Here is a 26,277-nt window from a genome sequence, read left to right as displayed (position 1 = left end):
CGTCACCCGGCGGCGACCGGGGCCGCCAGTTGGGCCCGGACCCAGGCCAGCACATCCGTCGCGGCCGGGTCCTGAGTCAGCGAGATCATGGCGGTCTGCCGGCCCTCGCGGACCTTCGCCGCGTCGCGCCGCATGACGTCGAGGTCGGCGTTGACGCGTTCGGCCAGATCGATCTTGTTGATCACCAACAGGTCCGAGAACGTGACGCCGGGTCCGCCCTTGCGGGGCACCTTGTCCCCGCCCGCGACGTCGATGACGAAGATCTGCACGTCGATCAGACCTGTCGAGAACGTCGCGGTGAGATTGTCGCCGCCCGATTCCACGAGGATCAGATCCAGCGGCGGGTTCGCCTCGACGAGATCATCGATGGCGTCGAGATTGGCGGTGATGTCGTCCCGGATGGCGGTGTGCGGACATCCGCCGGTCTGGACGGCGGTGATCCGTTCGTCGGGCAGAACAGCGTTGCGGCGCAGGAAGTCGGCGTCCTCGGTCGTGTAGATGTCGTTGGTCAACACGGCGACCGACAACTCGTCCCGGAGCTGTCGGCACAGTGCGGCCACCAGCGCGGTCTTGCCCGATCCGACCGGGCCACCGACACCGATGCGCAGCGCCTCGCCGGGCTCGCGCTTGCGGCGCGGCCGGTTGTGGTCGTGGGTGTGCGGCTGCCCGTCGATGAGATGCGGGGGCATGGGAACTCCTCTCGGTTCGCGACGGCGACTTCGCCGGGTCACGGGATGGGTGGGGCGGTGGTCAGGACATGAACAGCGGCATCGGTTGCCGCTCGTGGCGTTCGGCGAAGATGTCGAGCACCGGATCGGACAGGTCCGCCAGGCCGACCGCGGCCTCGGCGGCGACGCGTTCGCACTCGGGACCGAGTTCGGCGATCATGATCGACACGTCGGCCGGGTCGAGTGCGAGCAGGCGCTGGCCGGCGGTCGCCGACCCGCTCATCGTGGTGTACACGAGGATCAGGGCCGTGTGAAAACCCGACAGCGAGGACACCGCGCCGATCGACCCGCTGATGACCGGGAGGTGAGTCGACGGCCGGTGGGCCGACCAATCGACGTCCGGCCACATCCGCCGCGCCAGCCGCACCATCCCGCGGCCCTGCGCCAGCGATGCCTTCCGTGCGGCCGCCGACGGCGTGCGCGCATCCGTTTCGCGTTGCGCGCGGGGCACGTCGAGTGCGCCGTCGGCCACGGCCGCCGCCACCGATGCCGCGACGAGACCGCTCGTGGTCACCCGGCGGTACAGGAAGGAAGCGAGATCGCCTGCGGTGCGAATGAATCCGTCGGTGATCGCCTGCTCGACGCCACCGGAGTGGACGTGCCCGCCCACCGGTAGACGCGAATCCGCCAGGGCCAGCGTCATCGCCAGCGGCGCGGAGGCGCCCGGGTTCGTGTCGTCGGGTCGCATCAGAACAGGAAATACCGTTGCGCCATCGGGAGTTCGGCGACGGGCTCGGACTCCCACACCTCACCGTCGACCCGCACCGTGAACGTGTCGGGGTCGACCTCGATCGTCGGGCAGGCGTCGTTGTTGACCATGTCGGCCTTCCCGACGCCGCGGGTGTTCTTGACCGGGACGAACCTGCGGTCGACCCCGATGCGCCCGGCGAGATCGGCGTCGGCACCCGGGGCGACGAAGCTGACCGACGTCGCGGCCGCGAGTTTCGGTGCGGCACCGAACATCGGGCGCGGGAAGACCGGTTGCGGCGTGGGGATCGAGGCGTTGGCGTCGCCCATCGCCGCCCACGCGATGGCGCCGCCCTTGATGACCAGATCGGGGCGGATCCCGAAGAACGCCGGGTCCCACAGCACGAGGTCGGCGAGCTTACCGACCTCGACGGATCCGATCTCGTCGTCGAAGCCATGCGCACGCGCCGGACAGATCGTGTACTTCGCGATGTAGCGACGTGCGCGATTGTTGTCCGCCCGACCGTCGCCGGGGAGCGAACCGCGTTTGCGCTTCATCACGTGCGCCGTCTGCCACGTCCGGAGCACGACTTCGCCGATCCGGCCCATCGCCTGCGAGTCCGAGCCGATCATCGAGATGGCGCCCAGGTCGTGCAGGAGGTCTTCGGCCGCGATCGTGGACGGCCGGATCCGGCTCTCGGCGAAGGCGAGGTCCTCCGGCACGGTGGGGTTGAGATGGTGGCAGACCATCAACATGTCGAGATGCTCGTCGAGTGTGTTGACCGTGTGCGGGCGCGTCGGATTCGTCGACGACGGAAGCACATTCGGGTAGGCCGCGACCGTGATGATGTCCGGCGCGTGACCACCGCCCGCGCCCTCGGTGTGGTAGGCGTGGATGCCGCGGCCGGCGATCGCGCCGAGGGTCGTCTCCACGAACCCGGCCTCGTTCAGGGTGTCGGAGTGCAGGGCGACCTGCACGCCGGTCTCATCGGCCACCCGCAGGCAGGCGTCGATGGCCGCGGGCGTACTGCCCCAGTCCTCGTGCAGCTTGAAACCCGAAGCGCCCGCGCGGATCTGCTCGTGCATCGACTCGGCGCTGACGGTGTTGCCCTTGCCGAGGAGCGCGATGTTCATCGGCCAGTGATCGGTTGCGGCGAGGATCGAGGCCAGATGCCACGCGCCGGGTGTCACGGTGGTGGCCTTGCTGCCCTCGGCCGGACCCGTACCGCCGCCGATCACGGTGGTGATCCCGTTGCCCAACGCCTCGTCCATGATCTGCGGACAGATGAAGTGCACATGGCAGTCGATCGCGCCGGCGGTGACGATCTTGCCGTTGCCGGCGATGATCTCGGTCGACGGCCCGATGACCAGGTCCGGATGCACCCCGTCCATGGTGTCGGGATTACCCGCCTTGCCCATCGCGACGATGCGACCGTCCCGAATTCCCAGGTCGGCCTTGATGATTCCCCAGTGATCGAGGACCACGACACCGGTGATGACGGTGTCGGGGGCGCCGTCGGCGCGGGTCGCCCGACTCTGTCCCATCGACTCGCGGATTACCTTGCCACCGCCGAAGACGGCCTCGTCTCCGGCGCGACCCGGTCCGCCCGACAGGTCCTCGGTGACCTCGATGAGCAGATCGGTGTCGGCGAGGCGGATCAGATCGCCCGTGGTCGGGCCGAACAGCTGTGCGTACCGGTCACGTCCCAGGATGGCCATGCGTCACTCACTCTCGTCGGTACGGACGGCGTCGACCGGTCCGCAGGCACCGGGGGGCTCCAAGGAGATCCCGTACACCTCGCGGGTTCCGCCGAGCGGGACCAGACCGACGGTCATCTCGATGCCGGGCTCGAAACGCACCGCGGTCCCGGCCGGGATATCGAGGCGGCGGCCGTGTGCGCGAGCGCGGTCGAAGACGAGTGCGGCGTTCGACTGCGGGAAGTGGACGTGACTGCCGACCTGCACCGGACGATCGCCGGAGTTGACGACCCGGAGTTCGACGGCGTCGGCACCCGCGTTGAGCTCGATGGTCCCGTCAGCGGCGATGACCTCACCCGGCACGAGTGTCGATCGCGGGCCGGGATGCGTACCCGACATTTCGGTCTCCTCTGGACTGCTGCTGTTCGATGGACGGGCGCGGGGCGCCACGATCCACCTCGGACGGTGCCCCGATCGCGGGGCGTCAGGCGATGGGGTCGTGCACGGTCACCAGCTTGGTGCCGTCGGGGAACGTCGCCTCCACCTGGACGTCGTGCAGCATCTCCGGCACCCCGTCCATGACGTCGTCGCGCCGGAGCACCTCGCGGCCGGATGTCATCAGCTCGGCCACCGACCGGCCGTCGCGGGCGCCCTCCAGGACGTGATCGGTGATCAGCGCGACCGACTCCGGGTGGTTGAGCTTCAGGCCGCGCCCCTGCCGCCGCCGGGCCAGCTCGGCCGCGTAGGAGATCAACAGCCGTTCTTGTTCATGCGGCGACAGTCGCACCGGGAGCGCTCCTCGAGAGTGTTCGGCCGGACGGTCTGTTCGGTGGGTCCGGCCGGGCAGTAGGAGTCATCCTGCCATGCCGACACGGGGTCGGCGCGCCGAGTGGCGATGGGGTGACGCGGGCCTCAACGGCCTATGTGACCTCGATGTTCTGCAGCCGCACCTGCGACTTGGCCAGCATCTTTCCGTCCTGGTCGACCATGTCGACAGCCCACAGCTGCTGGCGACGGCCCCGGTGGATCGGGGTCGACGTCGCGGTGACCGTGCCGGCGCGGACGGACCGGAGGAAGTCGGTGTTGTTGTTCACCCCGACGGCGGTGCCGCCGATCCCGGAGTCCTGCAGCCAGAGGAAACCGCTCATGCTGGCGACACTCTCACCGACCGCGCAATAGACACCGCCGTGCACGATGCCGAACGGCTGATGATGACGCTCGGTGATCTCCATCGTGGCCACGATCCGGTCCGGCCCGGCCTCGACGACCTCGAGTCCCAGGACGCCGTCGAGTCCTTTGCCGAATGAATCCCGGAGAACATCGTCCGCACTGTCAGCAGTCATGACGTCAACAGTCGCATGTCGGTCGGATCGTGGCGACAGCAGTCCGGGACTCGGCGGGGAACCGGGCTCGACCGCCGATCGTTGCCCCCCGAGGATCCCAGAAGGCCCCGCATCTCTGGGAGATGCGGGGCCTTCCGTGCCGTGGACCGGGGGTCTCTGCAGCCCTCAGGACTCTCGCGCGGTCCGACGTGACACTTAATGTAGGCTAGCCTTACCAACCTGTCAAGCGTTCGGGAAAAGGCCACGTCAGGAGCGTGGTGACCGACATCGGCGTCGCTCGGCACACCGACACACAACAACTGGGTATCCACCGGACCCACAAACGGAGGCACAGCAGTAAAATGCGAAAGATGAATGGCCTGGGCGACCTCGAACGCGCTGTGATGGACACGTTGTGGGAGAGTCCGACCCCGCAGACCGTGCGGCAGGTACACGCCGCACTGTCCCGGGACCGCTCCCTTGCGTACACGACCGTCATGACGGTCCTGCAGCGATTGGCGAAGAAGAACCTGGTGACGCAGATCCGCGACGACCGCGCCCACAAGTACGTCCCCACCCATCCCCGCGAGGACCTGGTCGCCAGCCTCATGGTCGACGCGCTCAGCGAGGCCGCCGCTCCCGGCTCCCGACATGCGGCCCTGGTGTCCTTCGTCGGTCGCGTGGGCGCCGACGAGGCGGCCGCCCTCCGTTCCGCACTCGATGAACTCGAAGCCGCCCGCGGAACGAGCGACACCGGCTAGATTCGCGGCACCACCACTCGCAGCCCACCCTGAGGAACCACCAGATGACCGCCTTGCTCTTCGGCATCGTCAGCCTGGTGCTCGCCGGACCCGTACCCGAGGCACTGTCCCGGGCCCGCTGGCCGATCCGAGCACCACGCGCGGCGATGACGCTGTGGCAGGCCATTGCCCTGGCCGCCGTGCTGTCGGCGTTCAGCTGTGGCCTGGCGATCGCGGCGAACATCCTCGTGATCGGTCCCGACGGCACCCCGACGACCCACCCGGTCCGTGAGATCGAACGCCTCGGCTGGCCGCTGTGGCTCCTCTGCGTCGGGGTCTTCGTGCTCACCCTGCTCGTCGGCGCGCGGCTGTTCTACACCGTGATCCGCGTCGGCCTGCGCACCCGCGCCCGGCGCAAGGCGCACCGTCAGCTCATCGACATCCTCGACCGTTGCGACCGGACCGACGACGCCGACGATCCGCTCTACGCCCGCGACGTCCGGATGATCGACGTCGAACAACCCCTCGCCTACTGCCTGCCCGGGCTGCGTCAGCGCGTCGTGGTCAGCGAAGGCGTGGTGCATCGGCTCACCCGTGACGAACTGGTCGCCGTCATCGCGCACGAGCGCGCCCACCTACGTGCCCGGCACGACCTCGTGCTCGAGGCCTTCATCGCACTGCACGAGGCGTTCCCCCGGTTCGTGCGCAGCAGTTCCGCGCTCGGCGCGGCCGAACTCCTCGTCGAGGCACTGGCCGACGACCAGGCCGTCCGCGCGACCGCCCCGACGACACTGGGTCGCGCACTGGTCGCCTGCGCCGACGCGGTGGCTCCCCGCGGGGCGATGGCGGTCGGCGGGCCGACGACCCTAACGCGCGTCCACCGCCTCCGCGACGACCGTCCCGCACGCGTTCTCGCGGCCGGCGCCTACATCGCCGCCGCCGCGATCCTGGTCCTGCCGACCCTCGCGGTCGCGATCCCGTGGCTGACCGAGCTCAACCGACTCATGTCGGCGTTCTGACGACTCCTGTCCCCCGGCGGTATCGGACCGCCGTCACACGTGGAGGTAGATCGCCGCTTCGGACACAGAGGCAATAGGCTGTCCGCATGAACAATGTCGACGCATCGTCCTCCTCCGCGAAGGCCCAGATCGGTGTCACCGGCCTGGCCGTCATGGGTTCGAACATCGCACGCAACTTCGCCCGTCACGGGTACACGGTCGCGCTGCACAACCGCAGCATCGCCAAGACCGACGCGCTGCTCGAAAACCACGGCGGCGACGGCAACTTCATCCGCACCGAGACGGTGGCCGAGTTCGTGGCCGCACTCGAGCGTCCGCGCCGGGTCCTCATCATGGTGAAGGCGGGCGACGCGACCGACGCGGTCATCGAGGAACTCGCCGACGCGATGGAGCCGGGCGACATCATCATCGACGGCGGCAACGCCCTCTACACCGACACCATCCGGCGCGAGGCCGCGATGTCGGCCCGCGGACTCAACTTCGTCGGCGCGGGCATCTCCGGCGGCGAAGAGGGCGCGCTCAACGGCCCGTCGATCATGCCGGGCGGACCCGCCGAGTCCTACGAGTCGCTCGGGCCCCTCCTCGAGTCGATCGCCGCCCAGGTCGACGGCGAGCCGTGCTGCACCCACATCGGGCCCGACGGCAGCGGCCACTTCGTCAAGATGGTGCACAACGGCATCGAGTACGCCGACATGCAGCTCATCGGCGAGGCCTACGACCTCATGCGCAAGGCCCTGGACATGCCGGTCTCGGAGATCGCCGACGTCTTCCGTGACTGGAACACCACCGAACTCGAGAGCTACCTGATCGAGATCACCGCGGAGGTCCTCAGCCAGGTCGACGACGAGACCGGCAAGCCGCTTGTCGACGTCATCGTCGACGCCGCGGGTCAGAAAGGCACCGGCCGCTGGACCGTGAAGTCCGCACTCGACCTGGGCATCCCGACGACCGGGATCGCCGAGGCCGTGTTCGCCCGCGCCCTGTCGAGCGCCACCGATCAGCGCGTCGCCGCGCGCGGCCTGTCCTCGGGCAACCTCGGCTCGGCCCCCGCCGACCGCGAGACCTTCGTCAACGACATCAAGACCGCCCTGTACGCCTCCAAGGTCGTCGCCTACGCCCAGGGCTTCGATCAGATCGCCGCCGGCAGCGCAGAGTACGGCTGGGATGTCGACCGCGGAGCGCTGGCCACCATCTGGCGCGGCGGCTGCATCATCCGGGCACAGTTCCTCAACCGCATCCGTGAGGCCTACCACGACGATCCCGCCCTCCCGAGCCTGCTTCTCGCGCCGTACTTCCGCGAAGCCGTCGAGGTCGGCATCGACAGTTGGCGCCGGGTGGTTTCGACCGCGACGCTCCTCGGTATCCCCGTGCCGGCGTTCGCGTCGTCGCTGTCGTACTACGACGGTCTGCGAGCCGAACGCCTGCCGGCCGCGCTCACCCAGGGCCTGCGCGACTACTTCGGCGCGCACACCTACCAGCGCATCGACAAGGAGGGCACGTTCCACACCCTGTGGAGCGGTGACCGCTCGGAAGTGACCGAATAGGAGCCTGCGAACTCCAGTGCGATTCATCGAAGGCCACCGGCCGACACACGATCTGACGTACGACGATCTGTTCATCGTCCCGGGCAGATCGGACGTCAGCTCGCGCTTCGACGTCGACCTGTCGACGTCGGACGGCAGCGGTACCACGATCCCGCTGGTCGTGGCGAACATGACGGCGGTGGCGGGCAAGCGCATGGCCGAGACGGTGGCCCGCCGCGGTGGGCTCGTGGTCCTCCCCCAGGACCTGCCCATCGAGGCGGCCGCCGCGTCCATCGCCTTCGTGAAGTCACGGCACCTGGTGGCCGACACACCCGTCACCCTCGACCCGGACGCGTCGGTCACCGATGCGGTCGCGTTGATCCCGAAGCGTTCCCACGGCGCGGCCGTCGTGGTCGAAGACGGCCGGCCGGTGGGTGTCGTGACCGAGAGACGGTGCCGCGACGTCGACCGGTTCGCCCGGGTCCGCGAGATCGCCGACCCCGACATCGTGACGCTGCCCGTCGACACCCCGCCCCGCGAGGTCTTCGACGCGCTGGGTGACCTGCACCTGGGCCTGGCCGTGCTCGTCGAACCCGACGGCCGGCTCGCCGGGGTGCTCAACCGCGTCGGTGCCCTGCGGCATGCGATCTACACGCCGAACCTCGACTCCGCCGGCGCCCTGCGGATCGCGGCGGCCGTCGGCATCAACGGCGACGTCGTGGGCAAGGCTCGCGCGTTGGTCGCCGCGGGAGCGGATCTACTGGTGATCGACACCGCGCACGGCCATCAGGAGAAGATGCTCACCGCGCTGTCCGCGGTCGCCGACGCCGACTTCGGCGTCCCGATCGCGGCCGGCAATGTCGTGTCGGCCGAGGGCACGCTCGACCTCATCGACGCCGGCGCGTCGATCATCAAGGTCGGTGTCGGGCCGGGCGCGATGTGCACCACCCGCATGATGACCGGCGTCGGGCGTCCCCAGTTCTCGGCGGTCGCCGAATGCGCCGCGGTCGCCTCGGGACACGGTGCAGCGGTCTGGGCCGACGGCGGTGTCCGACACCCGCGCGATGTCGCGCTCGCACTGGCCGCCGGGGCGTCGAACGTGATGGTCGGCTCGTGGTTCGCCGGGACCCACGAGTCACCGGGCGACCTGCTCGTGGACGAGCGGGGTCCGTACAAGGTGAGTTTCGGCATGGCCTCGAAGCGGGCGGTCGCGGCCCGGTCGAGCGGCGACAGCACCTACGACCGAGCACGCAAGAGCTTGTTCGAAGAAGGCATCTCGAGTTCACGGATCCGCCTGGACCCGGAGCGGCCCGGCGTCGAGGACGTCATCGACCACATCTGTGCGGGCGTCCGCAGCACGGCCACGTACACCGGCGCCCGCAACCTGCGCGAACTCCACGACAAGGTGGTGTTGGGCATCCAGTCGCCCGCCGGCTTCGCCGAAGGACGGCCCCTGCCGGGCGGGTGGTGACGTGGAGATCCTGCTCCTGGTCGCGAGTCTCGTCGGATTCATCGCGCTGACGCTCGGGACGGCGCTGTTCGTGGCGGCCGAGTTCTCCCTCACCGCGTTGGAGCGGTCGACGATCACCGCCGACGTGGCCGATCGCGCGGACCGTCGTTCTCGGATGGTCCAACGCGCGCACTCCACCCTGTCGTTCCAGCTGTCGGGCGCGCAGCTGGGCATCACGATCACGACCCTCATCACCGGCTACATCGCCGAACCGGTCCTCGCCCGGATCCTCCGGCCGCCGCTGACCGCACTCGGCGTCGGCGAGTCGGTGGCCTCGGCGACCTCGCTCATCCTCGCACTGGTGATCGCGACCTCCCTGTCGATGGTGCTCGGCGAGCTCATCCCGAAGAACCTCGCGATCGCCAAGCCGCTCGCGGTGGCGCGGGCCACCGCCGGCCCGATGACCGTGTTCTCCGCGGTCTTCCGCTGGGCGATCAACGGATTGAACGGCACGGCGAACTGGATCGTCCGCCGACTCGGCATCGAACCGACCGATGAGCTGGCCTCCGCGCGGTCGCCCCAGGAACTCGTCTCGCTCGTCCGTAACTCGGCACGTCGCGGTGCCCTCGACCAGCAGACGGCGACCCTCGTCGACCGCTCGCTGCGCTTCGGCGAACTGACCGCCGAGGACCTGATGACCCCTCGCGTGACCATCGATTGTCTCGACCGCGCCGACTCCGTCCGCGATCTCGTCATGGCGTCGTCGCGCACCGGGCATTCCCGTTTCCCGGTCGTCATCGACGGCGACCTCGACGACCTCGTCGGGGTCGTGCACATCAAACAGGCCTTCACCGTTCCGCCCGAGCGACAGGCCACCACCTCGGTCACCTCGATCGCCCGGCCGGTGCCACGTGTGCCGGCCAGCCTCGACGGTGACGCGCTGATGGAACGCATCCGCGCCGACGGGATGGAGCTGTGCGTCGTGATCGACGAATACGGCGGGACCGCCGGCATCGTCACCACCGAAGACCTCATCGAGGAGATCCTCGGCGACGTCACCGACGAACACGACGACGAACGCGCCGACGTCGCGGTCGACGGCAACGGTTACCTCTGTGCCGGACTGCTGCGCATCGACGAGCTGTACGACGCCGTCGGCTACCACGCCCCCGAAGGGCCCTACGACACGCTGGGTGGACTCGTCATGTACTGCCTGGGACGCATTCCCACCGTCGACGACGAGGTGGACCTCCCACGACGCTCGGCCGTCGGCGAGACCGACGACGACACCGCCCAGTCGCCCGACCGCGGCCCCGACGTCACCTGGCGTGCGACCGTCACCCAGATGGACGGACGCCGGGTCGACGTGGTCGCGATTCGGCCGGCTCCCGCGGATCAGGTCCGGCCGGCTCACGCGGATCGAGACCTCTCCATCGCTGCCGAACGAAACGGCGAACCGTCGAACATCCAGGAGGACCCGCATGGGCGGTGATCTGTGGGCGGTCGGGCTGACCGTCGTCCTCCTGGCCGGCAACGCGTTCTTCGTGGGTGCCGAGTTCTCCCTGATCTCGGCTCGACGCGACCGCCTCGAAGCCCTCGCCGAGAGCGGCAAGAGCCGTGCGCGAACCGTCATCTACGCCGGCGAACGGCTGTCGCTGATGCTGGCCGGTGCGCAACTCGGCATCACGATCTGTTCGATCCTGCTCGGCCGGGTCGGCGAGCCCGCGGTCGCGCATCTCATCGAGGCGCCGCTGCACCTGGCGCACGTTCCCGATGCCCTTCTCCACCCGATCTCGTTCGCCATCGCGCTGTCGCTGGTCGTGGTGCTGCACATCCTGCTGGGTGAGATGGTGCCGAAGAACATCGCGCTGGCCGGCCCGGAGTCGTCCGCGATGCTCCTCGTGCCGGCACATCTGATGTTCATCCGACTGGTCCGGCCGTTGATCGCGTTCTACAACTGGCTGGCGAACATCTCGCTGCGGCTCCTCCGGGTGGAACCGAAGGACGAACTCGAGTCCACGGTGTCGCTGGGCGAGCTGGCCGAGATGGTCGGCGAGTCCAAGCAGGAAGGCCTCATCGACGCCGAGGAGCACGAACGACTGACCCGCGCCCTGCAGTCCATCGGCCGCACGGTGTCGGAGGTGATGATCCCGCTGGACCAGATGCGCAGTGTCGGTGTGCAGGTGTCCGGTTCCGGCGGTATCGGACCGACGCTGGGTGCCGTGGAAAAAGCGGTCGGCGAGACGGGGTTCTCCCGGTTCCCCGTCCGCGGACCCGACGGCACCTTCACCGGCTATCTGCACCTCAAGGACGTGCTCGACGAGATCCTCGACGAGCACGTCGGATCGGACACCATCATCGGCGTCGACAAGATCCGGCCGCTGCCGGTCATCGATTCGACGACGCCCCTCGACGAGGCCACCGGAGTGCTGCGGCGGACCAGTTCGCATCTCGGCGCGGTGGTCGACGACAGCGGCCGCACCATCGGCATCGTCCCGCTCGCCGATCTGGTGGAGGAGTTCGTCGGCAACGTCCGCGACGAGACACACCGGGTGTGACCACGATGACCGCGCAGCTGGAACATCCGGATCACGGCCTGGCGGCGCAGGTCCTGGACGCCGACGAGTGGCGAGCACGCCGCGACGCCCATCGGCAGGCGGTGGAGGAGCTGATCGGCCCCTACCTCGACGCCCGGCGTCGCGGCGCCCGTCACCCGGTGATCGACTTCTTGTTCACCTACTACTCGTCACGTCCGGCGCACGTGCTGCGCTGGCATCCCGGGTTCGGTGTGACGATCGAGGACGGCGACGAGTTCCTCGGCCTGCGTGGCTACGAGCAGACCGCCGCCGGTGTGAGCGTCAGCGACGCCTATCTCCGGCACCGTGGCGAAGCGCTCGCCGCCGCCGTGGACATGCTCGGCGCCACCGCCCGACGACCCGCTCGGCTCGGCTGTTTCGGCCTGCACGAGTGGGCGATGGTCTACCGCACCGACGACACCCGGCACGACCTGCCGCTGCGATTGGGGTCCGCGGGCACCGACGCGGTCGTCGAGTCCATGCCGCTGCGGTGCACCCACTTCGACGCCTTCCGGTTCTTCACCGACCCGGCGCGTTCGCGCAACGACACCACGCTGAGCCGTGTGTCGCAGATCGCGCACGAACAACCGGGTTGCCTGCACGCGACGATGGACCTCTACCGGTACTGCTTCACCCTCGCGCCACTCGTGCCGTCGGACCTGACGCTCGACTGCTTCGCGCTGGCACTCCGAGCCCGCGACCTCGACATGCGCGCCAGTCCCTACGATCTCAGCGACCTCGGTTACGAGCCGGTCCGCATCGAGACAGCCGCCGGCAGGGCCGACTACGTGCGCGAGCAGTCGGCGATCGCCGAACGGGGAATGACCCTGCGGACGCGGTTGCTCACCATCTGTACGGAGCTCGCGGACCTCGCGACCGTGCCCGGCGGGAGGCGCCTGCCGTCCGCCGTTACCGACGAGTAGCATGTATGCGTCGTCATTCGCTCGAGAAAGGCTGCCATGTCTGACCGGATCACCGTCAACGGGTTGCAGGTCGCTACCGTCCTGCACGACTTCATCAACAACGAGGCGTTGCCCGGTACCGGTGTAGATGCGGACGCCTTCTGGGCCGGTGCGGCGTCGGTCATCGCCGATCTCGCCCCGCGCAACCGTGAACTGCTCGCCGTCCGCGACGACCTGCAGACCAAGCTCGACGCCTGGCACCGCGATCACAAGGACGCCGACCTCACCCCCGGCAGCGCCGACTTCGACTCCTACAAGTCGTTCCTGACCGAGATCGGCTACCTCGCTGAGGTCCCCGCCGAGTTCCAGATCACCACGTCGAACGTCGACCGCGAGATCGCCGACACCGCGGGCCCGCAGCTCGTGGTCCCGATCCTCAACGCGCGGTTCGCGCTGAATGCCTCGAACGCCCGCTGGGGTTCGCTGTACGACGCGCTCTACGGCACCGACGCGATCTCCGAGGCCGACGGCGCGGAGAAGGGTTCGTCGTACAACAAGGTGCGCGGTGACAAGGTCATCGCCTACGCCAAGGACTTCCTCGACCAGGCCGTGCCGCTCGAACAGTGCAGCTACACCGATGTGCGGGCGTTCGCCGTCACCGACGGCTCGCTGCAGGTGACGCTCGACGGCGACAAGACCTCCACCCTGGCCGACCCGACCGCGTTCGTCGGCTACCGCGGCGACGCGGCTTCGCCGACCTCGATCCTGCTGCGCAACAATGGCCTTCACCTCGACATCGAGATCGATCCGTCCTCGCCCATCGGTTCCACCGACCCGGCCGGCATCAAGGACGTCGTCGTCGAATCCGCGATCACCACGATCATGGACTTCGAGGACTCGGTCGCCGCGGTCGACGCCGAGGACAAGGTCGTCGGGTACCGGAACTGGCTGGGCCTCAACAAGGGCGACCTGTCCGAAGAGGTCACCAAGGGCGGCAAGACCTTCACGCGCGTGCTCAACGGCAACCGCGAGTACACCGCGCCGGACGGCACCACCTTCGACCTGCACGGGCGTTCGCTGCTGTTCGTCCGCAACGTGGGCCACCTGATGACCAACGACGCGATTCTCGACGCCGACGGCAACGAGGTCCCCGAGGGCATCCTCGACGGGCTCATCACCTCGCTGATCGGCATCCACGGACTCAGCACTGAGGGCCTGCAGAACTCGCGGAGCGGTTCGGTCTACATCGTGAAGCCCAAGATGCACGGCCCCGACGAGGTCGCCTTCACCGTCGAACTGTTCGGCCGCGTGGAGAAGGTCCTCGGCCTGCCCGAGAACACGCTCAAGGTCGGGATCATGGACGAGGAGCGCCGCACGACGGTGAACCTGAAGGCCTGCATCAAGGCGGCACAGGAACGCGTCGTCTTCATCAACACTGGCTTCCTCGACCGCACCGGCGACGAGATCCACACGTCCATGGAGGCCGGGCCGATGGTCCGCAAGGCCGAGATGAAGCAGCAGACCTGGATCGGCGCGTACGAGAACTTCAACGTCGACACCGGTCTGCACGCGGGCCTGCAGCACAAGGCGCAGATCGGAAAGGGCATGTGGGCCATGCCCGACCTGATGGCCGACATGCTCGAGCAGAAGATCGGACATCCGAAGGCCGGCGCCACGACCGCGTGGGTCCCCTCGCCGACGGCAGCGACATTGCACGCGCTGCACTACCACCTCGTCGACGTGTTCGAGCGCCAGGACGAGATCGCCAAGCGTGATCCCGCCCGGGTCGAGGACGTCCTCACCATCCCGCTCGCGCCGAAGACGGACTGGTCCGACGAGGAGAAGCAGCAGGAGCTCGACAACAACTGCCAGTCCATCCTGGGCTACGTGGTGCGATGGATCGACCAGGGTGTCGGCTGCTCCAAGGTCCCCGACATCCACGACGTCGCTCTCATGGAAGACCGTGCGACGCTTCGGATCTCGAGCCAGCTGCTGGCGAACTGGCTGCGCCACGGCATCGTCGGCGAGCCCGACGTGGTGGCCTCGCTCGAGCGGATGGCCCCGGTCGTCGACCGGCAGAACGCCGGTGACCCGACCTACCGCCCGCTGGCGCCGGACTTCGACTCCAACATCGCCTTCCAGGCGGCCAAGGAGTTGATCCTCGAGGGCACGACGCAGCCGAGCGGCTACACCGAGCCGATCCTGCACCGCCGCCGCCGCGAGTACAAGGCAGCCAACCCGGCCGGCTGAGCACCGGGTTCCACGTAGGCGATACGACCGTGCCGAACCGCCGAGGATCGGCACGGCGTATCGTCGTACCCTGCACTGCGCACCGGCTCGCCACGGCCGACCGGGCGAGGGACGCACTGAGCAGGGAGGGCATCGGCGTTGGCACATCACCGGAGTAGCGGCGGGGAGAGCATCCGAAGCCGCGGCGTGAGCCGAGGTGTCGTCGCCGCACTCTTGTCAATCCTGCTCGTCGCGGCCGTCGTCGTCACCTGGCAGGACCTCGGCGATCAGATCGATCGCCAGGCCGAGGAGGCAGCCGCGCAGTGCGTCGAGGGTCGTGAGTCGGTGCCGATCGTCGCCGATCCCGACATCGCGCCGGGGCTGGCCGCCGTCGCCCGCAACTTCGGCGAGACGAACCCCGTCGTACGCGACAAGTGCGTCACCGTCGACGTTCGGCCGGGCGACGCGAAGATCACCCTCGACGGTCTGTCGGGGTCGTGGGACACCGAGTCCATGGGCGCGTACCCGGCCGCCTGGGTGCCGCAGTCGTCGGTGTGGTCGGCAGATCTGGCGGCGGCGAAACCCGATGCGATCGAGGGCAACACCCGATCACTGGTCTCGACGCCGGTCGTGCTGGCGGTGTCCCCCGAGCTCAACAGCTCCCTGGCCGGCCGTCTCGACTGGTCCCAGATCCCCACCCTGCAACGCCGCGACAACTCCCTCGCCGACTTCGGACTCGAAGGTTGGGGATCGTTGCGCATGGCGATGCCGATCGGCGCACAGTCCGACGCCAGCGCGCTGGCCGCCCAGGCGGTCGCGACGCGCGTCACCCGGACCACCGGACCGCTGGCCACCGCCGACGCCGAGTCGCCGCGGGTCAGTTCCAGTGTCCGCGCCATGCTGGAGGGCGCGCCGCTTTCCCCGGACGGGACACCCCAGGGCGCGGCAACAGCCATCGCCGACGCACCGGACGCGGCCCGAGCGGAGATCCACGTCGTGCCCATCACCGAACAACGCCTGTTCCAGATGACCCGCGACGACGACCGCGCACGCCTGGCCGAGCTGATCCCGTCGGGTCCGACGCCGATCGCCGACTACCCCGTCATCCGGATGTCGGGTCCCGAGGTCACCGAATCGGCAGCCGATGCCGTCGCCGAGTTCATCCAGTTCGCCTCGGAGCCCGAGCAGTTGCAGTTGCTCACCGAGCTCGGTTTCCGCGGCGACGCCCCGATGCCCTCCCCGACCCCGACCGTGACGTTCCCGCGCACGCCGAATCCGATGCCGACGCCCGAGAACGGCGCGATCGTCGCCATCAATCGGCTCGTCTACGGGCCGGCCAGCGTTCCGGCGAGCTCCACGCCGCCCTCGGTGCCGTCGGGAAGCGCGGGGGGTTAGAGCTCGCGAGGACGGGTCGCTTCGACACGGCTCGTCGCTACGCTCCTCACCTGCTCAACGAGCGGTAGAGAGGTTCGTCGCTGCGCTCCTCACCTGCTCAACGAACAGGTGAGGAGCTTAAGACGATGAAGAAGTCAGCTGCTGTAGGCCTCGATCGGCGGGCAGCTGCACACCAGGTTGCGGTCGCCGTACACCCCGTCGATCCGCCGGACGGCCGGCCACACCTTCGCCCGGCCGCCGGCGGACGGCAGTCCCTGCGGGTAGACGGCGACTTCCCGCGAGTACGGGTGGTCCCACTCGCCGACGAGCGACTCGGCCGTGTGCGGGGCGCCGCGGAGCGGATTGTCCTCGGCGGGCCACTCCCCTCGTCCGACGAGTTCGATCTCGCCGCGGATGGCGATCATCGCATCGCAGAACGCGTCGATCTCGTCGAGGTTCTCGCTCTCGGTGGGCTCGACCATCAGCGTGCCGGCCACCGGGAAACTCATGGTCGGTGCGTGAAAACCGTAGTCGGCGAGTCGTTTCGCCACGTCGTCGACGGTGACGCCGGTGGCCTTGGTGATGGCCCGGAGGTCGAGGATGCACTCGTGGGCGACGAAGCCGTCCTCGCCGGTGTAGAGCACCGGATAGTGCTCACCGAGCCGCTTGGCGACATAGTTGGCGGCGGTGATCGCCGTGAGCGTCGCCCGCCGGAGACCGTCTGCGCCCATCATCGCGATGTAGGCATAGGTGATCGGCAGGATCGCCGCCGAGCCGTACGGGGCCGCGGCGATCGTGGCCGACCCGGGCAACTCGTCGGCGAGCGGGTGTCCGGGCAGGAACGGGGCCAGATGCTCCCGGACCGCGACGGGTCCGACGCCGGGCCCGCCGCCGCCGTGCGGGATGCAGAACGTCTTGTGCAGGTTGAGATGGCTGACGTCACCGCCGAAATGACCCGGCCGTGCGACGCCGACGAGCGCGTTGAGGTTGGCGCCGTCCACGTAGACCTGCCCGCCGGCGTCGTGCACGGCGCCGCAGACGTCGCGGACGTCGTGCTCGAAGACGCCGTGCGTCGACGGGTACGTGATCATGATCGCCGCGACCCGGCCTTCGTTCGCCGCGATCTTGGCGCGCAGATCGTCGAGGTCGACGTCGCCGTTCTCGCGGCACCCGACCACCACGACGCGCATCCCGGCCATCACCGCCGACGCGGCATTCGTGCCGTGGGCGCTCGACGGGATGAGGCAGACATCCCGGTCGACGTCGCCGCGGCTGAGGTGGTATCCGCGGATCGCGAGCAGTCCCGCGAACTCCCCCTGTGAACCCGCGTTGGGCTGGAGGCTGACGCGGTCGTAACCGGTGACCGCCACGAGCCAGCCCTCGAGCGTGGTGATCAGCTCGCGGATGCCCGCGGTGTCGTCGACCGGGGCGAAGGGGTGCAGCTGGGCGAAGCCGGGCCACGTGATGGGTTCCATCTCGGTGGTGGCGTTGAGTTTCATCGTGCACGACCCGAGCGGGATCATGCTGCGGTCGAGCGCGATGTCCTTGTCCGACAGGGCCCGCAGGTAACGCAGCATCGCGGTCTCGGTGCGATACCGGTTGAACGCCGGGTGGGTCAGGTACTCGCTGGTGCGATTCTCGATCGGCTGCGCGAGTGCCCGCGGGGTGACGCCGGCGACGTCGAAGGCCCGCAGGACGGCATCGATGTCGGCGTCGGTCGTCGTCTCGTCACAGGCGATGCCGATGGTGTCGGCGTCGACGCGTCGCAGGTTGATCCCGTCGTGGCGGGCGCGGGCGAGGATCGTGTCGGCCTGACCGGGTGCGTGCACCTCGATGGTGTCGAAGAAGTTCGCGTGTGCCACCGAGAACCCGCCCGCGGCGATCGAGTCGGCGATCCGGGCCGCTGCGTCGTGGGTGCGTCGTGCGATGGCACGCAGGCCGTCCGCCCCGTGGTACGAGGCGTACATGGCGGCCATCACCGCCAGCAGCACCTGTGCAGTACAGATGTTGCTCGTGGCCTTCTCCCGGCGGATGTGCTGCTCGCGGGTCTGCAGCGCGAGCCGGTAGGCCAGGTTGCCGTCGGCATCCTTGGAGATGCCGACGAGCCGCCCGGGAAGCTGTCGGGCGTGCTTCGACCCGACGGCGAGATAACCCGCGTGCGGTCCGCCGAAGCCCATCGGCACACCGAAGCGTTGCGTCGTGCCGAAGCAGACGTCGGCCCCTTGCTCGCCGGGCGGCGTGACCAGTGTCATCGCCAGGAGATCGGCACCGGCCGCGACAAGAGCGCCGCGCTCGTGCGCGGCGTCGACGATCGCGGTGGCGTCGACGATGCGACCCGATGCGCCGGGCACCTGGAGGATCACACCGAAGAAGTCGCCGTCCGGCAGTCCGCATGCTGGAAGGTCGGGGTGCAACGACGCCTCGACGACCTCGATGCCCAGGGGCTCGGCGCGCGTGTCGAGGACGGCACGCGTCTGCGGGAACAGGTCCGCGTCGACGATCACGCGGTTCGACTTCGACTTGCCCGCGCGACGCATCAACGTCATCGCCTCGGCGGCCGCGGTGGCCTCGTCGAGCATGGAGGCATTGGCCACCTCCATGCCGGTGAGGTCGGCGACCATGGTCTGGAAGTTCAGCAGCGCCTCGAGACGTCCCTGGCTGATCTCCGGCTGATACGGCGTGTACGCGGTGTACCAGGCGGGGTTCTCCAGCACGTTGCGTAGGATGACGCCGGGCGTGTGGGTTCCGTAGTAGCCGAGCCCGATCATCGACCGGGCCACGGTGTTACGGGCTGCGAGGTCACCGAGTTGTGCGAGGACCGCACTCTCGCTCAGCGGTGCGGGCAGCGCCCCCAGGACGTCGGAATCGAGTTCGTCGGCGATGACGGCGGGTATGACACGGTGCGCCAGATCATCGAGGGAAGCCGCGCCGATCGCCTCGAGCATCCGGCGGGTCTCGTCGGCGTCCGGACCGACATGACGGTCGACGAAGGCGGCCGACAGCTGGGGAGCGGCCGGTGTGGGATCCGGGCTGGAACCTTCTGGGCCGGATCCTTCTGGGCTGGATCCTTTTGGGGCGTCGGACGGGGTCGCTTCAGTGGTGGACACGGTGGCGGGCAACCTCTCGCAGGCGCCGGTACACGGACCGGCTGCTGACCCTCCCCCTCTGTCATGTCTTCGGCCACAGCCGATGTGACGCCTGAGAGATTCGGCGCCGCGCAACTCTGCGCGATCGCCTTTCACCGTGGGCGGACGACGGATCGTCACTTTCCAGAGACGTCGTCACCACCGCGGTCCTGGGTGCCTGAGAGTTTGACGGAGAGGTGTTGCTCCTTCGGCGGCCGCCGGCGATGAGCATCCGACGGCGCTCTCCCGCAGCGTAGCGACGCGGGGCCAGTCTACGCGGAGTCTCGACTATCCGGTGCGACGGGCGCGGTTCTTGCGCCGCGCGGCCAGTTCGTCCTCGGGTGCGGTCTCACTGACACCGCCGTCGGCCCGCTCGCCGGGGAAGTCGGCGATGGTGCCGGTGAGTTCGCGCATCGCGCCGCTGACGGCGATGCCGAACACGCCCTGCCCACCTTGCAGGAGGTCGACGACCTCTTCGGCCGAGGTGCACTCGTACACGGTCGTACCGTCCGAGAACAGGGTGATCTTCGCGAGGTCCTCGACCCCGCGCTGACGGAGGTGATCGACGGCGACGCGGATGTTCTGCAGGGAGATCCCGGTGTCGAGCAGACGCTTGACGATCTTGAGGACGAGGATGTCCTTGAATGAGTACAGGCGCTGGCTTCCGGAACCCGCCGCTCCACGGATCGACGGGACGACCAGCGAGGTGCGGGCCCAGTAGTCGAGCTGGCGGTAGGTGATCCCGGCGATCTGGCAGGCGCTCGGCACCCGGTAGCCGACGAGCTCGTCGGGCACCGTGTCGTCCGGGAAGAGGCCCGGGGCGATGTCGCCGAGACTGCCCTGGGTCGGGACGGCGTCGGGACGCTCGCCCACCGGACGATCGGGTGACTGGTCGCTCGACGTCGTTTCGCTGTCGACCGGACGATCGCCCACTTCTGACTCCCTCGCAAAGCTCGGATCGGACGCCGCACCACGGTGCCTGACGTCCACGTCCACAGTACGCGGTCCAGGCTGTTTCCGGTCGGCCGATCATCTTCATCGGCCCGTGTCCGGTGCTCGATGTCGCTGATGACGCTATGCGGCGGAGGACGGTGGATCAACGCGACTCGCCACGACACTCAACCTCAACTTGAGATCAAGACAAATGGTGATCGGGCGGTGTCGATTCCGTGATCTGAGTTTCGGTTCCGGTCGGCGAACACGTTCCTCGACGGATTCCACGAACCGGTCAGGCGCCGCTTGCCTTGAAGTCGTCCGGGGACACGTTGTCGAGGAACTCCTTGAACTTCTCGACCTCGTCCTCTTTGACCTCTTCGGGCTGCACCTCGGCGGACTCGTCGGAATCCTCGTCCGGGATCAGCAACCCCGCCTCGGCGAGAACCTCTTCGTCGGCGATGATCGGCACCTCGGCACGCATCGCGACCGCGATCGAATCCGACGGCCGCGCCGACACCCGCAGATCGCCGGTGAAGATCATCTCGGCGTAGAAGGTGCCCTCCTGCATGTCGACGATCCGGACCTCGACGAGGGTCTGCCCGAACTCCTTGATGAGGTTCACGATCAAATCGTGGGTCAGCGGACGAGGAGGCTCGATCCCCTTCTGCCGCAGCGCAATCGACGCAGCTTCACTCTGCCCGATCCAGATCGGCAGGTAGCGTTCGCCCTCGACCTCGCGCAGCAACAACACCGGCTGACTCTGCGGGGGTTCGACCCTGATGCCCACCACACGCATCTCGCTCATCTCGCACCTCCCAGACGCCTTGTACGGCGCTCGATTCAGTGACCTCGACGCTACACCGACTGAGCGGACAGCGGCGGCCGACTCGCGGCACCCCAGCGGATCCCCCCAGCGGGCGCCCTCGGCGGATCGTCGCTGTTCAGTCCGGTGCGGCGGCCGCACGCGCGCACCGCGATCTCAGTCCAGCGCACCCTTGACGGCCGCCTTGACCAACTGCGTGTGCAGCGTCACCGACAAGGCCGCGATCTCGCGCACGAGTTCCTCGGCACGGTCGCGCGCACCGGTGCCCTTGCCCTTGGCGATCGGGTTGGCGATCTGGGCGACGAGGCCCGCCTCGCGATCCGCGGACACCTTGAATGCCCGGAGATGACGGGTCTCCAGGCCGTAACTGGCCAGGGCCGCGGCCGCCTCGACGAGCCGTACGGCGTCCTCGTCGAAGAACCCGGCGGGCCCGGCGGTCAACAGGCCGTTGCGCTGGAGTTCGGTGACGAACGCCGAATCCACCCCGGTGCGTTCGATCAGCGACTCCCGGGAGACGCGTCCGGCGCGCGCACCGAAGTCGGTGGCCGGCGCCACGGTCCCGCGGGCCGCGGACAGCACGCGCGTCCCGCCGGGACCGAAGCCGCCGTTGCCGTTGTCGATCGCGTCGAGCTGTTCCTTGATCACCTTCAGCGGGAGATACCGGTCCCGCTGCGCGGTCAGCACGAACCGCAGCCGTTCGCAGTCGGCCTGACTGAACCGCCGATACCCCGACGGAGCCCGCTCCGGGGTCACCAGACCCTCCGACTCCAAGAATCGGATCTTCGAGATCGTGATGTCCGGGAAGTCATCACGCAATTGGGCGAGGACCGTGCCGATCGACATCGATCCTTCGCCGCGGGGGGCCGTGGACGCCGTCACGGGTGTCAGGCGTCTGCTTCGTCGCGGGGACCGCTGAGGAACACCAGACGGAACTTGCCGATCTGAACCTCGTCGCCATTGCTCAGCGACGCGGTGTCGACCGGCTCGCGGTTGACGTACGTACCGTTGAGGCTGCCCACGTCGACGACCTGAAAGTCGTTGTCGCCGAGACGGAACTCGGCGTGACGACGGCTGACGGTCACGTCGTCGAGGAAGATGTCGCTGTCGGGGTGCCGGCCGGCCGAGGTCGTCGGCTGATCGAGGAGGAACCGCGACCCCGCATTGGGTCCTCGCTTCACGACAAGCAGCGCGGTCCCGGGAGCGAGTCGTTCGACCCCCGTGTCGGCCGGCTCACTCGAGGTGCTGGTCCCGGCATCGAGTTCATTGATGAACTCCTCCCGGAACACCGATGTGGTCTCCACCGGCGCCTCGAAGTCCCTGTCGTTTTCGCTCACCACTTCTCCTTCGTCGTCGTCAGTGCCGACCGCACAGTCGCCAACCTCGTTCTCGGAACCGCCGGCATCGCCTGGGACGGTGCCCGTCGGCTCTCGCCACAATGGCCGGTCGAATCTACATGACTTGTGCGGCCGGGTAGTTCTCGGCGCGAGATCGTGAGCATCGGTGTCACGTCGCGCCTCGTTCCCACTGCCGTAACCGTACCGGTCCTGCCGATCCCACCGGCGCGCGAGTCGACTCCGGCATCGACGATCATATCGTTCCGGAGGCGATCAGCCGGGTCGATCGGGGCACCGGCCGTTCACGGCCGGGAGAACTCACCCCTCGATGACGGCGCGGTACCCCGCGGCGTCGAGTACCTCACCCAGGTGTTCGTCGAGGGTCGCCTCGTCTGCCGCCTCGATCTCGACCAGCCACCCCTCGCCGTACGGGTCCGAATTGACCAGTTCCGGCGAGGCGTCGAGGGCGTCGTTCACCGCCGACACCGTGCCTGCGAGCGGCCCGAAGATGTCCGAGACACTCTTCGTCGACTCGACCTCGGCGAACGACTCGCCGACGGTCACCTCCGCACCGCTCTCGGGTAGCTGGACGAACACCACGTCGCCGAGGGCGTCCTGGGCGTAGTCGGTGATCCCGACGCGCACCGTCGTCGGCCCGAGTCGCTCGATCCACTCGTGCTCCGCGGTGTAGCGCAAGGTCTCTGGCACTTTGCTGTCGGTCACGCGAACCCCTTTCGTCCTCGTCAGACTCTACTGTCTGCCGAGTCGCCTGCCGGGTGACGCGGCGGCATGAGCCGCATCACCAGGATCGTCTGATACCAGTACAGGACGAAGGACCACAGATACAGTCCGACGCCCCAGATCATGAAAGCCCAGCCGATCGGGTACGCGATGGTCCCCACGATCGAATCGAGCTGTCCGGCAAGAAGCCACGGGAATGCGCTCATGAGCGCGAAGGTCCCCGCCTTGCCGATGTAGAGCACCGGGAGCGCCAGCACGCCCCGCGAACGCAATAGCGGCGCGGACGCGAACAGCAGGACGTCGCGCGCGATGATCACACCGATCAGCCACCACGGCAGGAACTCCCGGATACCGAACGCGATCGGGATGATCACGATGTAGAGCCGGTCGGCGGCCGGGTCGAGCAGCGCGCCGATCTTCGACGACTGGTCGAGGAGCCGCGCGATCTTGCCGTCGGCCCAATCGGAGAAGCCCGAGAACATGAGGACGGCGAAGGCCCAGCCGTCCGCCTCCTCGACGAGGAGCAGCCACACGAACACCGGGATGAGTGCGAGCCGAAGCACGCTCAACGCGTTCGGGACCGTGACGATCCGGTCCGGAGCCGGCGTGGTCGCCGCCTCCGGCTCGGTCACCGGAAGATCCCGATGATGCCCTGCAAGGTTTTCGCTCCGCCCGAGGAGAACAGGTTGTCGTGGACCATGTAGGTCCAGGTGGTCGTCGACCGGTGCAGATCCGCCGACCCGAGGTCGACGCCGTCGGGGGTGATGTCGGCCTCCCGGAACGTCTCACGCGCCTTCGCGAGGGCCGTACCGGGCAGATCGGCGAACTCGGCGAGGATCAGCCGGTGGAACTCGTCCAGCGGGCTCTCCTTGCCCAGTGACCGGAGGTGGATGCTGGCGCGGACGTCGGAGACGAACGCGAGATGGTCGGCCCAGGCGCGGTCGAGGTGGTAGAGCACGATCTCGCGCGCGGCCTGTGTCAGCACTTCGCGTGGCACCGGCGTGACGGCGGGGGCGGCCTCGTGATCGGTCGCGGCATTCTCGGTGTCGGCCTTCTCGGCGTCGGCCGTCTCGGCGTCGGCCTCATCGGTGGTGGTCTCCACCGTCGTCGTGCTCCCGGTCAACTGCGCGTAGCGGTCCGGTTCCAGATCCGCCAGCTCTTCGAGCGCGGCGTCGGTGGTCAGGATCTGCATACGACGTTCGACGATGATGTCCCGCTGCTGATTGACCAGCTTGTTGTAACGCCAGGTGTTCGCGTGGAGTTCGAGCATCACGCCCTCGGCGATCCGCTGGGCCTGCTCGATGAGGTCGACACCCTTGCTGCCCATCGAACCGTCTTCGTTGGGCGACACGGGATCTCGTTTGAACGCGAGGTTCTTGGTGACGACCGGGTCCTCGAGGCTGGAGAAGAACACCGACGTACCGGGATCGCCCTGACGCCCCGCGCGTCCGCGCAGCTGACTGTCGAGACGTTCGGTGTCGTGGCGGCCCGTGCCGACGACGCACAACCCGCCGAGTTCGATGACCTCGTCGTGGGCGTCCGCGTCGTCCTTCGAACCGCCCAGGCGGATGTCGGTGCCCCGTCCGGCCATCTGGGTGGACACGGTGACGGCGTCCCGGGCGCCGGCCTCGGCGATGATCTTCGCCTCTTCGGCGTCGTTCTTCGCGTTGAGCACGACCGACGACACCCCGGCCTTGTCGAGGAAGTACGCGAGTTCCTCGGACTCGGCCACGTCGTGGGTACCGATGAGGACGGGTTGTCCGGTCTCGTGGATCTCCTTGACGTAGGCGACGATCGCCTCGACCTTGTTGGCCTTGGTGTCGTAGACCCGGTCGGGCAGGTCGGTCCGGACGTTGGGGGTGTTCGGCGGGATCTGCGAGACGCGCAGTTCGTAGAACTGGCGGAACTGCTCGCCGGCGGCGAGCGCGGTGCCGGTCATGCCGCAGACCTTCGGGTAGCGGCCGATCAGGGCCTGCACCGTGATGGTGTCGATGACCTCTCCCGAATCGGTCTGGGTCAGCCCTTCCTTGAGCTCGACCGCGGCCTGGACCCCGTCGGGCCAGCGCTGGAGCTGCGCGACGCGGCCGCGCGAGGCGTTGATGAGGTGCACGCCGCCGTCGCGGACGATGTAGTGGATGTCGCGCTCGAGGAGATAGTGGGCGTGCATGGCGATGCTGACGTGTACGAGCGTCGTGCCGACGTGTTCCTCGCTGTAGAGGTCGATGCCGCCGAGTTCTTCCTCGACGAACACCGCACCCTCGTCGGTCAGGGTGACGTTGCGGCCCTCCGCGTCGACCTCGTAGTGCTTGTTCTTCATCCGCGACACGACGTCGTGGATCGCCGCGTCCGGTACCTCGGTCTCGGTCGAACCGGCGAGCACCAGCGGCACGAGCGCCTCGTCGACGAGCACCGAATCCGCCTCGTCGATGATGGCCACGTCGGGTGTCGGCGAGACGAGGTCCGCTTCGGACAGGGCGAGCTGATCACGGAGGACGTCGAAGCCGATCTCGTTGACCGACCCGTAGGTGACGTCCCCGGTGTAGGCGCGTCGCCGTTCCTCGCGGCTCGAGTTCTCCGAGACCGCGTGGACGGTGATGCCGAAGACATCGAACAGCGGCTTCATCCACTCCGCGTCGCGGGTCGCCAGATAGTCGTTGACCGAGATCACGTGGACCTGATGTCCCTGCAGCACATGGCCGATCGCGGCGATGGCGCCGGCGAGCGTCTTGCCCTCACCGGTGGCCATCTCGACGATGTCGCCCTCCAGGAGTCGGAGGGCGCCCTGCAACTGGACATCGAAGGGCCGAAGGTCGATGGTGCGGTCGGCGGCTTCCCGGACCAGGGCGAGGAACTTCGCGCGGTCCGCGGGCTTCTCGGCGATGTCGAGTTTCTCGGCCTCCGCGCCGAACGCGTCGTCGGCGAGTTCGGCGGCCCAGTCGGTGTGGGCTTCGGCGTCCTTGATCACACCCAACGACTTCGACTGGTTGCGAGTCGACTGGGCGCCCAGAAGGCGCCACATGCTGTTGCTCAGCTTTCCCACCGAAACATTTCTCCTGATCGTTCCCGGTTC

General features: G+C 68.4%; 23 protein-coding genes and 1 riboswitch. Of the genes, 9 read left to right on the top strand and 14 right to left on the bottom strand.

The features are described from left to right. Nucleotides 1-2: 2 nt before the first annotated feature. From ureG to A9310_RS06305, 6 genes are all read right to left on the bottom strand, one after another. On the bottom strand, nucleotides 3-689 hold the full coding sequence (gene ureG / locus A9310_RS06330) for an urease accessory protein UreG (protein WP_065629852.1): 687 nt from the start codon (nucleotides 687-689) through the stop codon (nucleotides 3-5). 61 nt (nucleotides 690-750) lie between these two features. Further along, entirely contained in the window at nucleotides 751-1,416 is a 666-nt protein-coding gene (locus tag A9310_RS06325) for an urease accessory protein UreF (protein ID WP_065629851.1), read from the bottom strand. Beyond that, the gene (locus A9310_RS06320; RefSeq protein WP_065629850.1) at nucleotides 1,416-3,134 is read right to left on the bottom strand and encodes an urease subunit alpha; all 1,719 of its coding nucleotides are present in this window, start codon (nucleotides 3,132-3,134) and stop codon (nucleotides 1,416-1,418) included. The genes A9310_RS06325 and A9310_RS06320 overlap by 1 nt, the downstream gene beginning before the upstream one ends. A gap of 3 nt (nucleotides 3,135-3,137) precedes the next feature. Further along, complete coding sequence (locus tag A9310_RS06315; RefSeq protein ID WP_058253198.1) at nucleotides 3,138-3,512, bottom strand: urease subunit beta; 375 nt, start codon at nucleotides 3,510-3,512, stop codon at nucleotides 3,138-3,140. Nucleotides 3,513-3,597: 85 nt separating this feature from the next. Further along, nucleotides 3,598-3,900, bottom strand: coding sequence for an urease subunit gamma (locus A9310_RS06310; protein WP_058253197.1), 303 nt, complete (start codon nucleotides 3,898-3,900; stop codon nucleotides 3,598-3,600). 133 nt (nucleotides 3,901-4,033) lie between these two features. Next, nucleotides 4,034-4,456, bottom strand: a complete 423-nt coding sequence (locus tag A9310_RS06305) for a PaaI family thioesterase (RefSeq protein WP_058253196.1) — start codon at nucleotides 4,454-4,456, stop codon at nucleotides 4,034-4,036. Nucleotides 4,457-4,797: 341 nt separating this feature from the next. Between A9310_RS06305 and A9310_RS06300 the strand changes: the two genes are divergently transcribed. The 9 genes from A9310_RS06300 to A9310_RS06260 all read left to right on the top strand — a co-directional run bounded on the left by A9310_RS06300 (nucleotide 4,798) and on the right by A9310_RS06260 (nucleotide 16,269). Continuing rightward, complete coding sequence (locus A9310_RS06300) at nucleotides 4,798-5,196, top strand: BlaI/MecI/CopY family transcriptional regulator (RefSeq protein WP_065629849.1); 399 nt, start codon at nucleotides 4,798-4,800, stop codon at nucleotides 5,194-5,196. A 44-nt stretch (nucleotides 5,197-5,240) separates the two neighbouring features. Continuing rightward, nucleotides 5,241-6,194 carry a M56 family metallopeptidase gene (locus tag A9310_RS06295; protein WP_065629848.1) on the top strand — a complete coding sequence of 318 codons (954 nt, stop codon included), beginning with the start codon at nucleotides 5,241-5,243 and terminating at the stop codon, nucleotides 6,192-6,194. A gap of 86 nt (nucleotides 6,195-6,280) precedes the next feature. Next, nucleotides 6,281-7,738 carry an NADP-dependent phosphogluconate dehydrogenase gene (gene gndA / locus A9310_RS06290; RefSeq protein ID WP_065629847.1) on the top strand — a complete coding sequence of 486 codons (1,458 nt, stop codon included), beginning with the start codon at nucleotides 6,281-6,283 and terminating at the stop codon, nucleotides 7,736-7,738. Between the two features lie 16 nt (nucleotides 7,739-7,754). Next, a complete protein-coding gene (locus tag A9310_RS06285; RefSeq protein WP_065629846.1) occupies nucleotides 7,755-9,188 on the top strand; it encodes a GuaB1 family IMP dehydrogenase-related protein in 1,434 nt (477 codons plus the stop codon). A gap of 1 nt (nucleotide 9,189) precedes the next feature. After that, nucleotides 9,190-10,659, top strand: coding sequence for a hemolysin family protein (locus tag A9310_RS06280; protein ID WP_065629845.1), 1,470 nt, complete (start codon nucleotides 9,190-9,192; stop codon nucleotides 10,657-10,659). Continuing rightward, a complete protein-coding gene (locus A9310_RS06275) occupies nucleotides 10,649-11,725 on the top strand; it encodes a hemolysin family protein (protein ID WP_065629844.1) in 1,077 nt (358 codons plus the stop codon). The genes A9310_RS06280 and A9310_RS06275 overlap by 11 nt, the downstream gene beginning before the upstream one ends. Nucleotides 11,726-11,730: 5 nt before the next feature. Continuing rightward, nucleotides 11,731-12,666: a 3-methyladenine DNA glycosylase gene (locus tag A9310_RS06270; RefSeq protein ID WP_065629885.1), complete on the top strand. Its 936-nt coding sequence runs from the start codon at nucleotides 11,731-11,733 to the stop codon at nucleotides 12,664-12,666. A gap of 36 nt (nucleotides 12,667-12,702) precedes the next feature. After that, on the top strand, nucleotides 12,703-14,895 hold the full coding sequence (locus A9310_RS06265) for a malate synthase G (protein WP_065629843.1): 2,193 nt from the start codon (nucleotides 12,703-12,705) through the stop codon (nucleotides 14,893-14,895). Between the two features lie 138 nt (nucleotides 14,896-15,033). Beyond that, the gene (locus tag A9310_RS06260) at nucleotides 15,034-16,269 is read left to right on the top strand and encodes a substrate-binding domain-containing protein (RefSeq protein ID WP_065629842.1); all 1,236 of its coding nucleotides are present in this window, start codon (nucleotides 15,034-15,036) and stop codon (nucleotides 16,267-16,269) included. A gap of 134 nt (nucleotides 16,270-16,403) precedes the next feature. Here the strand turns inward: A9310_RS06260 and gcvP are convergent, their stop codons facing one another. The 8 genes from gcvP to secA2 form a co-directional block, all read right to left on the bottom strand. Then, complete coding sequence (gene gcvP, locus A9310_RS06255) at nucleotides 16,404-19,250, bottom strand: aminomethyl-transferring glycine dehydrogenase (protein WP_065629884.1); 2,847 nt, start codon at nucleotides 19,248-19,250, stop codon at nucleotides 16,404-16,406. A gap of 278 nt (nucleotides 19,251-19,528) precedes the next feature. Continuing rightward, nucleotides 19,529-19,632, bottom strand: a riboswitch (glycine riboswitch). Nucleotides 19,633-19,661: 29 nt separating this feature from the next. Further along, a complete protein-coding gene (locus tag A9310_RS06250; protein WP_065629841.1) occupies nucleotides 19,662-20,306 on the bottom strand; it encodes a MerR family transcriptional regulator in 645 nt (214 codons plus the stop codon). A 295-nt stretch (nucleotides 20,307-20,601) separates the two neighbouring features. Further along, on the bottom strand, nucleotides 20,602-21,114 hold the full coding sequence (locus A9310_RS06245) for a bifunctional nuclease family protein (protein WP_055475394.1): 513 nt from the start codon (nucleotides 21,112-21,114) through the stop codon (nucleotides 20,602-20,604). A gap of 174 nt (nucleotides 21,115-21,288) precedes the next feature. After that, entirely contained in the window at nucleotides 21,289-21,975 is a 687-nt protein-coding gene (locus A9310_RS06240) for a MerR family transcriptional regulator (protein WP_055475436.1), read from the bottom strand. 41 nt (nucleotides 21,976-22,016) lie between these two features. Then, nucleotides 22,017-22,469, bottom strand: a complete 453-nt coding sequence (gene garA, locus A9310_RS06235; RefSeq protein WP_055475393.1) for a glycogen accumulation regulator GarA — start codon at nucleotides 22,467-22,469, stop codon at nucleotides 22,017-22,019. Between the two features lie 315 nt (nucleotides 22,470-22,784). Continuing rightward, nucleotides 22,785-23,189, bottom strand: a complete 405-nt coding sequence (gcvH, locus tag A9310_RS06230) for a glycine cleavage system protein GcvH (protein ID WP_055475392.1) — start codon at nucleotides 23,187-23,189, stop codon at nucleotides 22,785-22,787. 20 nt (nucleotides 23,190-23,209) lie between these two features. Further along, nucleotides 23,210-23,839, bottom strand: a complete 630-nt coding sequence (locus A9310_RS06225) for a CDP-alcohol phosphatidyltransferase family protein (protein WP_065629840.1) — start codon at nucleotides 23,837-23,839, stop codon at nucleotides 23,210-23,212. Then, a complete protein-coding gene (secA2, locus tag A9310_RS06220) occupies nucleotides 23,836-26,247 on the bottom strand; it encodes an accessory Sec system translocase SecA2 (protein WP_065629839.1) in 2,412 nt (803 codons plus the stop codon). Before secA2 ends, A9310_RS06225 begins: the two co-directional genes overlap by 4 nt. Nucleotides 26,248-26,277: the final 30 nt, after the last annotated feature.

The sequence above is a fragment of the Gordonia sp. UCD-TK1 genome (assembly GCF_001691435.1).
In the GTDB taxonomy this organism is placed as follows: domain Bacteria; phylum Actinomycetota; class Actinomycetes; order Mycobacteriales; family Mycobacteriaceae; genus Gordonia; species Gordonia hongkongensis.
Note: the sequence above shows the minus strand (reverse complement) of the source record. Positions and strands in the feature narration are given on the sequence as shown.

Excerpts from the sequence above, each read along its gene's own strand:
- ureG (WP_065629852.1), bottom strand. The coding sequence starts at position 689 with ATGCCCCCGCATCTCATCGACGGGCAGCCGCACACCCACGACCACAAC.
- A9310_RS06325 (WP_065629851.1), bottom strand. The coding sequence starts at position 1,416 with ATGCGACCCGACGACACGAACCCGGGCGCCTCCGCGCCGCTGGCGATG.
- A9310_RS06320 (WP_065629850.1), bottom strand. The coding sequence starts at position 3,134 with ATGGCCATCCTGGGACGTGACCGGTACGCACAGCTGTTCGGCCCGACC.
- A9310_RS06315 (WP_058253198.1), bottom strand. The coding sequence starts at position 3,512 with ATGTCGGGTACGCATCCCGGCCCGCGATCGACACTCGTGCCGGGTGAG.
- A9310_RS06305 (WP_058253196.1), bottom strand. The coding sequence starts at position 4,456 with ATGACTGCTGACAGTGCGGACGATGTTCTCCGGGATTCATTCGGCAAA.
- A9310_RS06300 (WP_065629849.1), top strand. The coding sequence starts at position 4,798 with ATGCGAAAGATGAATGGCCTGGGCGACCTCGAACGCGCTGTGATGGAC.
- A9310_RS06295 (WP_065629848.1), top strand. The coding sequence starts at position 5,241 with ATGACCGCCTTGCTCTTCGGCATCGTCAGCCTGGTGCTCGCCGGACCC.
- gndA (WP_065629847.1), top strand. The coding sequence starts at position 6,281 with ATGAACAATGTCGACGCATCGTCCTCCTCCGCGAAGGCCCAGATCGGT.
- A9310_RS06275 (WP_065629844.1), top strand. The coding sequence starts at position 10,649 with ATGGGCGGTGATCTGTGGGCGGTCGGGCTGACCGTCGTCCTCCTGGCC.
- A9310_RS06270 (WP_065629885.1), top strand. The coding sequence starts at position 11,731 with ATGACCGCGCAGCTGGAACATCCGGATCACGGCCTGGCGGCGCAGGTC.
- A9310_RS06265 (WP_065629843.1), top strand. The coding sequence starts at position 12,703 with ATGTCTGACCGGATCACCGTCAACGGGTTGCAGGTCGCTACCGTCCTG.
- A9310_RS06245 (WP_055475394.1), bottom strand. The coding sequence starts at position 21,114 with ATGAGCGAGATGCGTGTGGTGGGCATCAGGGTCGAACCCCCGCAGAGT.
- A9310_RS06240 (WP_055475436.1), bottom strand. The coding sequence starts at position 21,975 with ATGTCGATCGGCACGGTCCTCGCCCAATTGCGTGATGACTTCCCGGAC.